This is a genomic window from Endozoicomonas sp. PH6C (genome assembly GCF_059322965.1).
Map to the genome: position 1 here is coordinate 4,659,475 of NZ_CP185342.1, position 12,438 is coordinate 4,671,912.

7 protein-coding genes are annotated in these 12,438 nt (G+C 48.7%); 5 read left to right on the forward strand and 2 right to left on the reverse strand.

What is annotated here, in order from left to right; all coding sequences use genetic code 11:
- The first annotated feature begins 61 nt into the window (after positions 1-61).
- Complete coding sequence (locus ACOMG9_RS17205) at positions 62-6,268, forward strand: coiled-coil domain-containing protein (protein ID WP_494529157.1); 6,207 nt, start codon at positions 62-64, stop codon at positions 6,266-6,268.
- Between the two features lie 117 nt (positions 6,269-6,385).
- Positions 6,386-8,713: a response regulator gene (locus ACOMG9_RS17210; RefSeq protein ID WP_448217803.1), complete on the forward strand. Its 2,328-nt coding sequence runs from the start codon at positions 6,386-6,388 to the stop codon at positions 8,711-8,713.
- Positions 8,714-8,745: 32 nt separating this feature from the next.
- On the opposite strand, the gene msrB is transcribed toward ACOMG9_RS17210, so the two are convergent.
- Positions 8,746-9,138 (reverse strand): peptide-methionine (R)-S-oxide reductase MsrB, encoded by a 393-nt coding sequence (gene msrB, locus ACOMG9_RS17215; RefSeq protein WP_422134672.1) that lies wholly within the window; start codon positions 9,136-9,138, stop codon positions 8,746-8,748.
- On the reverse strand, positions 9,135-9,386 hold the full coding sequence (locus ACOMG9_RS17220; RefSeq protein WP_422138591.1) for a hypothetical protein: 252 nt from the start codon (positions 9,384-9,386) through the stop codon (positions 9,135-9,137). Before ACOMG9_RS17220 ends, msrB begins: the two co-directional genes overlap by 4 nt.
- Before the next feature lie 44 nt (positions 9,387-9,430).
- Here ACOMG9_RS17220 and ACOMG9_RS17225 point away from each other — a divergent pair, with 44 nt between their 5' ends.
- The 3 genes from ACOMG9_RS17225 to htpX all read left to right on the forward strand — a co-directional run bounded on the left by ACOMG9_RS17225 (position 9,431) and on the right by htpX (position 12,132).
- Positions 9,431-10,648 (forward strand): pyridoxal phosphate-dependent aminotransferase, encoded by a 1,218-nt coding sequence (locus ACOMG9_RS17225; RefSeq protein WP_422138592.1) that lies wholly within the window; start codon positions 9,431-9,433, stop codon positions 10,646-10,648.
- A gap of 66 nt (positions 10,649-10,714) precedes the next feature.
- Positions 10,715-11,143, forward strand: a complete 429-nt coding sequence (locus ACOMG9_RS17230; protein WP_422134674.1) for a hypothetical protein — start codon at positions 10,715-10,717, stop codon at positions 11,141-11,143.
- Between the two features lie 101 nt (positions 11,144-11,244).
- Entirely contained in the window at positions 11,245-12,132 is an 888-nt protein-coding gene (gene htpX / locus ACOMG9_RS17235) for a protease HtpX (protein WP_422134675.1), read from the forward strand.
- The last annotated feature ends 306 nt before the right edge of the window (positions 12,133-12,438 follow it).

A 12,438-nucleotide genomic window follows, 5' to 3' on the forward strand; every position in this document is an offset into this window, starting at 1 on the left:
CTCTCCAGGTATGGCAATCACTTTTCAAGATAACAAAAGTACTCAGCTCTGAGGTGGCAGAATGACAAATACCCGCCACAATGCATTAAGCCTTGCAGTGGCCGTTGCGATCAGCTCTTCCATCATTAATACAGAGGCATTGGCTGCTCGAAAACTGCAGACTAAAGCCTATATTTTGGGCAGCGGAAATGTTGTGAAACTTCGTAGTGAGGTCATGGTTCAGCCAACTTTAGGTGATGACCAGCAGCCAATACCCAAATCTTTTACCACCACTTACCCTTATGAGCCTTCAGAAGGACACGGCTTTGTCTCTACTACTATGAGTTTTACAGAAGTTCTTTATGGTATTGGTGATGGTGTTTCCAGTGTTGATCAGTTTGAAACAGGCGAAAATGACGTTGCTCAGAAATATATCAAAGTTCTCAAAGTAGGCGATGAGGGAATCTTCAGGTTCACCCACAACCTTGAAGAAAAGGAACTGGTCATTGAAGTCAGGGGCGGAATGACCGATCAGGATTCCGTGGAGGTTGCTCGTGATCAATTAGTTTGGAGTTCATCATTACAACCGTTAACGAAAATCGCCAACCACCTGCAACTGACTAAAGTTTTGAAAGCCGCTGCAGAAAGAGCAGGAAACCTCGGCTCAAATGATCACTATGTTGGCCTTGCCACCATTGAAGTTGAAAAAGTTGAAGTGAATGGGCGCACCTTCATGCGCCTTATCGCTGCGGGCGATCAGCCCCCTGAACTGCACCGTCTGGGTCAATCACTCTTTGTCAATGATGAGGCTCTCCTGGCAGCTGCCGCCTCTGCCTATATCCAGGTTCATGTATTGGAAGAGGATTTACAACAGAAGGCTCTAAACGAACTACTGGCATACAACAAACCCGTCGGCTACGTTGTGCACACCGAGGATGATACACAGGTTTATCCTGTGCCTGTGGGTTATCCAAAGTTGGAAATAACAGAAGCTCCGGGGGAGAATATTGTTTTTCATGGTCTGATGCAGAATCCGGACGATGTCGCTTTCGTAGAAAACCTCTATAAATTCTGGATAGAAGCTGAGGGTAATAATCCCGCCCCTGCAGTAAAAGCAGAACTTATCAAACGCAGGCTCAAAAACTACCCGTTCGTCATTCGAAGCAGGCAGATGGCGGTGCTGGAGGAGTTAGTGGCACGGCACGATGCAGACGTTGACAAAGATCAACTGACGGTACTTTCAAACGAGGATAAACTGGCGGTGCGTTCGCTTGTATATTACGAATCCCTCCTGCAGGCATTGGCGCTGGCTTCTCCAGATGAGGCATATGGATCAGGTGAATTTGAGTTCACACCAGAACACGTCAGAGTCGCTTCATTAGTCATCACGCCTACCCGGATGCACAGACAACTCTTACAACACTTCGGCTTTAAACCCGTACTCAAAAATCTTCTGATGAACCCGCACTTTTTTCAGCATATTCGCAAAGTGTCACCCGTTGTCGGCTATATCAAAGAAGCACAGATCGATCCTGAAAAAGACGAAGAGTTTACTTTCAGAGTCATGACCGACATGGCGAGACAGCTGTTTGAGTTACACAACAACCTGGAGGAGCTGCGGATAGAACATGCCAAACTGGGCAAGCTAAACGAAAAAATATTTCGTGAAACGGCAGCAGAACTTGGTATTTATAATTGGGATAATACCCAGACACCAGAAGAACAAGCCAGACTTCTCAGAAATAAAATTCATGAAATCACCCAGGAGTTGGTCACAACCTTTGCTGCAGTAGAACAGCCTGACTATGAAATTATAATTACAATACTGACAGCCGTTGAAGATCAGTTCGGTATGACCCCGAACAATAAAAACGATCTTGTTGCCCGCTTTCAGTCTGTTCGGCAGCATATACAACATAAGACAGACCTGACCGACGATGAGGCTCCGCAGAGACTGACAAACCTTGAAAGTAATCTCGGCCTGATCTCTAACGACAAAGATACCCCGGAAACCCGTCAGCAGGCCATTCTGCAGCTCCTTGAACAGCAGGAAGCTTTGGTCCAGCGATATCTTCTCCCGGGAACCATTATAGAAGCTGGAAAAGCAGCCGCAATCAAAGCCCGCTATGCAACCATTGCCGCACATTTAAACATTCAGGATTTTGATAGCAATGCAGATGTTGACGCTCAGCAAGAACACCTGCTTCAAAAAATCGAGGAAATGAATGCTCACAAACAACTCATGCTTCAGAAAATCAAGACAATGGATATTCAACAAGATGTCCTGCTTCATAGAATTCAGACACTGCATGATCAAGAGGATTCTTGGACCGGGGCCAAACAAAATGCTCTGGCAGAAATTCTTGGTATTAAACTGAGTAAAGACAACGTAGAAAAGAATCAGGACGTCCTGGAAAAAGCGGTATTCAGGGTGGTCCACAATCTTGCGCGCCTGGAAAAAGAACTGAAAGAGATCAGAACGCCAGACCACCCCAAAGCCAGCCCTGAAGTACTTCGGAAACTCACTGCTGTGGAAAAAACCCTGAAGATGGTCGACATCGATAGCGAGGGCGATGTGTATGATCGTCGGAACGCCATTTCTGAGAAAATTCAGACATACTTTAACGGGGCCATGCAGAGGGCAGAGGAAGAGGCGCTGGATACGCTGAAAACCGCAGAAGAAATACTCGTGATTCAGGTCAGTGAAGGTGATAACAAACTGGAACGACTTGACAGGATTCGTAAAAAACTTGATGACAATAATGTCCTCAAAAAAATAACGGAGCAGCAGTATTATGCCCTCTGGAGAGAAGATACCAAACCTGCTGATTACAAAAAAAGGAAAGGTAAACATGAGAAGCACCTGCTTTATTCCCATCTTGCCTTTTATGTCGAATATGCAGATCAGCTAGCCAAAGGACGACAGAAGGTGATGCTTCAAGATTTAGAGTACGATCTGGGCATCGACCCGAATGAAAACGCTGCTGCCAGGAAAAGGGACAAGGCTTTAATTGCTAAACTGGCCGATGATCTGAAAGTAGAATTAAAAAAAGATGTCGGCCGACAAAAACAGGTGCAAGCCCTAAAGTCCAGAATTTCGGAATTACGGTTAAAAATATTCCACCGCTATGAAGATGAAGGTTTATCAAGAGATGTAAACAATGCAATTGCTCATCAACTCAACATTGAAGACTATAACAATAATGCCTGTGTTAATGATCAGATCAATCTCATTGAAGAAACACTCTGTAAAATGACCAAAGAAATTTACAAAGTGTTTCGGCCTACCTTTACTGAGCGCATCGCAGTCATTGAGAATGAGCTTGACAGACAAATGGCCCGACTGGGGCCAAAACCCCGATACTTACTTGATCGAGAGGTAGCCAGAGCCAGGCGAGCAGTAAGAGAAGCTGAAAATGAGCTGGAAACGGCTGACCGCAACATGGATATTTTTCTCCAACATGCCCGGGGTAATATCGCTCTCAATCAGGGAATGAAACAACTTCAGACCGAGCTGGGCCTGTCTGCAGGTGACGAACAAACCAATAAAGAGCGAGCAGAGGAGATCATAAATTTCCTGCTGGGGTACAGTGTAGACGTACGAGACAAAATCGTTGAGAAACTGAAAGCCAAAACAAATCAGTACGTCCGGATACATTTCGACCCCACTTCGCTGCAAGAAGCTGACTACGTTTTTCTTGTTAATGGCTATACATACACTCCGCTTCATGCCGCAGCCGATGAAATCGATGGAGTACGGGGTGAACTGCCTTTAACCAGAAAAATGTACGCTCAGGTCACTGAGTTTCTGCATGAGCACGACAGGAAAAGTATGGATTTAGCCAATGCAATGGCTGAAGAAGTTGCTGCACGAGAAAATCTGGTTCGCAAAGAACAGCAGATGTTCGACTATGAAAACATCAATAGACACCCATCAAGCTCCGATAAAATCGATCGGGATCGGCTGAATTCAGCCCTGAATCATAAATATCAAGCTGCATTAAGTGCAAAACAGGACCTGGCGGATCATGACGCGCTTCTTGAAGCCACTGAAGCAGCCCTGGGTCTCAAACCTGACGCTTCTGACACCAATGAACGACGGATTAATGCCCTGAGAAACAAACAGCTAGAACTCGGCGGTGATGATGGTACTGGCGGCAAGATCCGGCAACTGATTGAGGAACCGTCCCGTCAGATGCGTCTGGAAGCTGAACTTGAAGCCAGGAAAGCAGACGTTGTGAGAATGAAAAATGCCCTGAAGGTTGCCGAAGAAGCCGTAAAGAATGACCACAGTCCCATCCAGTACTCTGAGAAACAGGCAAAACTGCTGACCGATATGAACGATTTCATGCAGCAGCACCCTCTCAAAAAACAAGCTCTGCAAGCCGCAATTGGCCTGAACCAGGCAGCAATGGAGAGCGATAAGACAGTACCATTTTTTTCGGTTTTCAATTTTGACGATGAATTTGCATCCATTCACGTGCAGGCAATGGCCGGAGACAAACTAACGTTTAAACAGGCCAGTCGGATTGTGGAAGTTTTTAAGCGCCTGGAGACCAGCTTTCCGAAATCCCCTGTCATCCACCCGGAAGGTCAGCCCGAAGATGTGCTGGAAGAAATCGAGATTATGGTGCTCAACGCCATGTATCAGATGGAAATAGGGTCTCAACCATTCAAAGACGAAATTCGCAACATTGGCAAAACAGCCATAGACTTCGCCGGGCATGAAACGGAGGAGCTGAAAAGCTTCTCGGAATACTTCGCTGCCCATTCTGCCAGTGCTAACAAGATCATCACTCTGCTGCGGGAAGGCTTGATCAGCAAGGTTGAACTTGAGAACTACATAAAGGCCGTCAGAGGTGTTGGTGGTTATCAGACAGTGGCCGAATTTGAGCACTTGCTTGGCTACAAACACGGTGTCGACGTGCCTCGCTTCAAAGTCGTTGTCGGGATACTGTCTGATGAGGGGGCTGACGAATTCATGCAGACTGCCTTTAATCCTGTGGCCGTGACGGCCACTCACCCGGCGGGTATGAAAGAGTCTGTTGCCGACATGAAAGAGTATGCAGCTGCGATCATCGCCAACTACATTCTTGACGATATTGCCTTTGACAATGGCCGCAGGACGGCAGCCTTCCTGAGTAATATTCAGGATACCCTGACACCTTATGCCAATGTTGCTGGCCTGTCTGAATCAGACCTGATCAAGGCAATCCATAACACATTGATGCTGGCTCATGCCGCAGCGGTTGAGTGGCAGCTCAAGGATTACTGGGGCAAACCTTCAGCCTTCCTGGTACAGGCTGTCACCTGGTACTACACCAGTTACAAACCCCTGCTGGCGACCCATACCGTCTGGCAGGCTACCGATCTGTCCCTGACAAACATGGCGTTCCTCTACCTTCTGGATCTGACCAACAGGGGTGATTACCTGCACCGGATGCTCATACCTTTCCAGCACTGGTTCGAACACTATGGTGTTGATCCAGACCGAACCGCGCAATATGCCCACCACAACGGAATTGAGAAAGTTTCTGAACTGGGCGGACTGGCCATGCCATTGGGAAAGGCCGCTTCTTCAGTGATTCTGTTGAGAACCGGCTCCATGTTGTTTGCCAGACAGTACAACGCCAACCCTCAAATGTATCGCAGCATTTTTCGTCTGGTGCCCGAAATAGTGAAATCAATGAGTTCCGGACAAGGGATTCAGGTACCCCTGTTGCACAGGGTAACACCACAAACAATGAAAACCCTGGCCTCCGCCACAGCGGGTCTGGTTCTGGGCCCGGTTACCACCGTCGGAGCATACGCTCACGGTCTTATAGCGGGATTTACCAGTGCTCAAACCTTCGGATTTACTCTGGCATCGGGTCTCACTTTCGACTTTTTTATGAACGACAACAAGATGCTCACTCAATGGCTGGGTGGACCCCTGGGCCGCACTCTTGACAGGATTAATCGCTGGCGAGGCGCAGGTGAAACGGACGATGAATATGAGATGCGTACCGATACTGCTTCGCCTCAACGTTTCGGTGAAGCCGATGGAGACTATACAGACCGTGTTGAAGCAAATGACATGATACATGGCTGGACTCGACACGAAAATTACCTGCAGTTCCGTGAACGCCGCGATCAAACCATGAAACTATTTGAGAACGGATGGGAGAAATACTTCAGGGAAAATCTGCCTAAATGGTCGTTTTCCCATGCAGAAAGTATTCCTTACTCTTACACTCTGGGTGCCTTCTACAACTGGCAACAGGGCGATGATAAACAAACAACTCGATGAGGGAGAGCCGGGAGGTCAGGACCCCGAAGAAGCAGATTAAATTCGGGCTGTTGTTGCGCTGTCAGGAAAATACAGGTAAAACGAATCACAGAGTAATAATTAAAAAAAGCGTTTCTAATGCCAATCCGTTTCAGGGATCGACTGTCGTTTAAACAGGCGCGTAACACCGTTGTCATTGCCTTTATCCTGGGGCTGTTCCTGAGTCTGTATCTCGTGATCATCGACTACCGGTCTCAGGTCCGGCAAATTGATGCCACCATAGAAACCTACATTGGTATCACCCGGACTCCAGCGGCCCGCATTGCCTACAACATCGATAAAGAGCTGGCCAACGAGCTGGTGTTGGGACTTATTAAATCGCCCACCATCGTCAGGGCAGAAATTGTTGAAGCATCGGGTGCAATCCTTGCCGCTGTCAGTAAAGAGCCGCAACAGGATAAAGCCCGCCCCTTCACCGATATGCTGTTTGGTGCCAGCCGAACCTATATCCGGGAGCTTGAGGTTCCCTTTGATGAAGATGAACCCCTCGGCTGGCTTAAAATCGTTGCCGACACCCGCCCTATCAGCACTCAGTTTTTTGATCGGGCCATCTTTATCCTGGTGACTGGCCTGATCAAAACCTTCCTGCTTTCACTGGTTCTGTCCATCATGTTTTATCACATGTTGACCAAGCCTTTGCTGAACATGACAGAAAAAATGGTTAAGCACCCGGAAAACACTAGCAAGGTTCAGCTTCCGCAGCCCGGGGGGCATGAGAATGACGAGATCGGCCTGCTGACCCGCACTGTCAACCATTATTTGAACAACATTCATCACCATCTGCACCACCGGCGACTGGCTGAGGAACAGTTACGTGAACATCTGGCTGAACTGGAAACCATTATTGCCCGGCGGACCAGGGATATTCGCAAAAACAACCAGGCCCTTGAGAAGACCAACCGCCAGCTTGAGAAAGCGCGCAGTCAGGCACTGGAAACTGCCAGTCAGCGAGCCAGGCAGCTGTCCAGCCTGAGTCACGAAATCAGAACACCACTCAATGCAGTTCTGGGCATGCTGAGTATTGCCCTCAACGACGAACTGACCGAATTACAACATCAGCGTTTAACCATTGCCAGAGATTCTGGTACTCATTTGATCCGTCTGCTCAACGATATCCTGGATCTTTCCCGACTTGAGTCGGGGAAGATGATTCTTGAAGAAATCCCTTTTGACCTCAGAAACTCAATGGAAGATATTGTCGTGCTTGCAGGACAATCCACATTCACCAAAAGGGTTCCGATCTATTGTGATATTGATCCTACCCTGCCGGAAGAAGTCCTGGGTGACCCAACCCGTTTTCATCAGGTCATTTCCAACCTGATAGGCAATGCTGCAAAATTTACCGATGAAGGTGACATTCGTATCTGGCTCGATTGCCAGAAAACCTCCGAGAATCATCTTGATATTATGGTGAACATCAGTGATAGCGGTATCGGCATCCCTGAATCAGCCCTGGACGAAATTTTCAAACCCTTTGCCCAAGCCAGCAGTGATACCAGTCGCCGTTTCGGGGGCTCCGGTATGGGCCTGCCTTTGGTCCAGTCCATAGTCACTAACATGGGCGGACAACTGTCTGTTATATCAGAGCCCGGAGAAGGCAGCACATTTTCTGTCCGTTTACCATTCCGATATAAATCAAGGGAAGAAAAAGTATCGGTTTCTGCTGATATCAAGAGTAACCAGATTGTGCTCAATGGCTCAGAAGCTCTGCAAAGCTGTTGTTCTCATCTTCTGGCGCATTGGGATATCAGCCACCGACAGACCTCGAACAACAAAATCGGTGACCTGTCCGACTGGGCAGATATTCTGATTACAGAGAATGAAGATCTGGCCAGAAATGCCGGTCAGGATAATCCGTCACTAAAAGTGATTTATGCCTCTCATACACCTCTGGATAACGGCCCGGACACCCTGGTCTGGCTGCCACTCCCTCTGACCCGGAAACTGTTTATCCAGGCACTGGAGAAGACCCGGACTATCCGTCATCAGGTCTCCCAACCGTTACCTGACACAGTGAAAATCCAACAGCAAAAAAACTGGGATTATTCGGTTCTGGTCGTCGAAGATAATCCCATCAACAGAATGGTGGCGGAGGGAATGCTTGAGCAGCTGGGCTATAAGGTAGAGCTGGCTCATAATGGCGAGAGCTGTCTGGCAGCCTGTCAGCAAAAAAACTATGACCTGATTCTGATGGACTGCAACATGCCAATTATGGATGGGTATACCACCACCCACAGACTGCGGGATCAGATAGCAACCAGAAAGACGCCCATCATAGCCTTAACCGCCAACGCTATGAATCAGCACATAAAGCAATGCCTGGACGCAGGCATGAACGACCATTTGGCTAAACCTTTCAACAAGGAGCAGCTTGAAAGCACTCTGACCCGCTGGTTAATAGCCTGATGGACAGTGTGTACACTGTTTTTTTGCGCAATTCAGTTGTCTGCTTTGAACTGAAGAGCGACTGAATTCATGCAGTACCTCAACCCTGTAGGCTCAGGCCCATCAGGAAATACATGCCCCAGATGCGCGTTGCAGGCTGAACACACCACTTCTGTCCGCTCCATACCCAGGCTTTTGTCTTCAAGGTAATTGACCGCCTCCTTATCCACGACTTCCCAGAAGCTGGGCCAACCACAGCCAGCATCAAATTTGGTCGTGGATTCGAACAGGATTTGATCACAGCAGACACAGCTATAACGACCCAGGCCATCAAAATGAACGTACTCACCAGAAAAAGGCCGTTCGGTACCCTTTTGCCGACAGACATAATACTGCTCTTCAGTCAGCTCTGACTGCCATTGGGCATCGGTTTTTTCAACTTTCATACCACCTCCAGCTTCTTTAACGGAAATATCCGGATTGGGTCGTGCACTGTAGCCTTAAAGCGATCATAATGGCCACCTGATTCCCTGCCAGAGAGAACATTTTTTACCCACTCTTGTCTATTTATAGTCAGGTTTATAATCAGATTGATGATGTTCCAGAGAATCCCATGACCTGATCCACAACGATCGGAACTGACGCCACTCATTAACGGAGCAATACTCAGGCAGCCCTGAGTAACAGATAACATACAAAAAGACAATGAGCCTTATATCGGCCACAGGAAAAGAACCCATGAAGGATATTGAGAAGTCCCTGAAACTGGCAAACGTCTGCTACGAAATACGTGGTCCTGTATTGCGCGAAGCCAGAAGACTGGAGGAGGAAGGCCAGCGTGTTCTGAAACTGAACACAGGCAACCCTGCGCCTTTTGGCTTTGATGCACCTGAAGAGATTATTCAAGACGTCATTCTCAACCTCCCCAACTCCCAGGGCTACACCGACTCCAAGGGTTTGTTTTCGGCACGCAAGGCCGTAATGCACTACTGTCAGCAGAAAGATTTTCCCGGTGTCGAGCTGGAAGACATTTTTATCGGTAATGGCGTCAGCGAACTGGTCGTCATGGCCATGCAGGGATTACTGAACAACGGTGATGAATTGCTGATCCCGGCGCCGGACTACCCTCTCTGGACTGCGGCGGCTAACCTTTCAGGAGGCCGAGCGGTTCACTACCTCTGTGACGAGCAATCTGACTGGTACCCTGACCTGGATGATATTCGCAGCAAAATCACCGCCAAGACCCGGGGCATTGTTGTCATCAACCCTAACAATCCAACGGGTGCCGTTTACCCACCTGAGCTGCTGCAGGAAATCATTGAGATTGCCCGCCAGCACAGCCTGATTATTTTTGCTGACGAGATCTACGACAAGATCCTCTTCGATGGAACAGAGCACACTGCCATGGCATCGCTGGCGGATGATGTGTTCATGATCTCATTCAACGGGCTCTCCAAATCTTATCGTGCAGCCGGTTTTCGTTCTGGCTGGATGGTTGCCAGTGGTCCCAAACATAAAGCCAGGGACTACCTGGAAGGTCTGGAAATGCTGGCCTCCATGCGTCTGTGTTCCAACGTTCCTGCCCAGCATGCTATTCAAACGGCACTGGGGGGTTACCAGAGCATCAATGACCTCGTTCTTCCCGGCGGCAGACTCCTGGCACAGAGAGATGTGATCTACGAGCGCCTGAATCAGATACCCGGTGTCAGCTGTGTCAAACCCAGGGGAGCCCTTTACGTGTTCCCGAAACTGGACCCGAAAAAGTATCCGATTCACGACGATGAACAGCTGGTACTCGACCTGCTGATTCAGGAAAAAATTCTGCTCGTACAGGGTCGTGCCTTCAACTGGCCGGACCCGGACCATCTCAGGATAATTACCCTGCCCCGGGTTGAAGATCTGGAGATGGTGGGCGATAAACTTGAACGATTCCTGAGCCGATACAAACAATCATAATCCTGGCCGTGACTCAACGGCCCGTTTGCTACCGATTACTGAATTCCAGACACTCACATTCTGAACATGGCTGACATCCACATCGACGACTTTTTTCATGATTGTGCCAAGACACTGGTACATCTCTACAATGTCTTCCCGCGGCTGACCTCTCTGTACGTCGACGACATCATTACGCCCGTGCCCGTGGATGAATTCGGATTACCCGGCAAGCGACACCAGGCCTGCTTTGACAGTTTTCTCTGGCTGGCCAGAGAAGGCTACATACACTACTCCGAAAGAGTTCGGCTGGAAGGGCTGGACCAGGTGGTTCTGACTGAAAAAAGTTTCCTCAGGCTCGGTATGCCAAGCCTGAAAACCGAATTGGAAGACCTGCCAGAACCGATGCTTCAGAAACAGAGGACTCTGGGCTGGCAGTTTCGTGAAACATTAAAATCCGGGACCACCCACCAGCTGAACCTGCTCTGCCAGCACTTTTTCGCCTGCAAAGCCTGAAGGAGTGTAAACATTGTTAAATGTGACGGGCTGAGGATTGAAATCCGGACTCAACGCCTCCATATTCCAACTATCCAACTAACAAAGGCAACCATTCGGTAATGAAAAGAATTCTGCTATTTCTTGCAACTAACCTTGCTGTCATCGCAGTCGCCAGCATCACGCTTAACATCCTTGGCGTGGGTAGCTATGTCACAGCCCAGGGACTCGATATGAAGTCACTGCTGGCTTTCTGTGCCGTTTTCGGTTTTGCCGGTTCATTGGTTTCTCTGCTCCTTTCCAAAACCATGGCCAAGATGGGCACAGGCACCCAGGTTATCGATCAGCCCCGAACAGCCCAGGAGCGCTGGTTGATGGATACGGTCAAAGAGCTGTCTGAAAAAGCGGGCATTGGCATGCCGGAAGTGGGTATTTTCCCATCCCCGGAAACCAATGCTTTTGCCACCGGCTGGAACAAAAACGCCTCACTGGTTGCCGTGAGTCAGGGATTATTGGATCGTTTCAGCCCGAGGGAAGCAAGAGCCGTTATTGGTCACGAAATAGGTCACGTTGCTAACGGTGACATGGTGACGCTGGCGCTGATTCAGGGTGTTGTGAACACCTTCGTGATGTTCTTTGCACGTATCATCGGCTATGCCGTAGACAGCTTCCTCCGTCGTGATGAAGAAAACAGTGGCCCGGGTATTGGCTTTTATGTTGTCAGCTTTATTGCCGAGATTGTTCTGGGTATTGCCGCCAGCGCCATCGTGATGTGGTTCTCCCGCAAGCGAGAATTCCGTGCCGATGAAGCCGGTGCCGAGCTCGCAGGTCGTGGTGATATGATTGCCGCTCTGGAAAGACTGAGAGCTGAATACGACGCACCCAGTGCGATGCCTGCCACCATGACTGCCTTCGGTATTCGCAAGAACGGTCAGGGTGGCCTGGCCGCACTGTTCTCCAGCCACCCTCCTCTTGAAGATCGAATTCAGTCGCTGCAATCCCATCGCTGACAGGGTTTCTTTTATCGCACCCACTCCACAAGGCTCGCTGATGCGGGCCTTTTTATTACGAAAGCACTTCTGCTTCAGGATTACGAATACACACTTAGTCAAGCCAATGATGCATGTCTGCTCTGGCCTTCTTGATTCGGTAAATGTTCATAATTATTGTTTAATTCGATTGAGGATATACGTTTCAGCTTCTTCATGGGGGATGAGAGTATCTGAGCCATCTTGTCCACGAATTTACTGACTTTCTCATCAAGCCCTGGAGAATATTGTTTTGGCTTCAGAGACAAGCTCCTTATAATAGGCTTT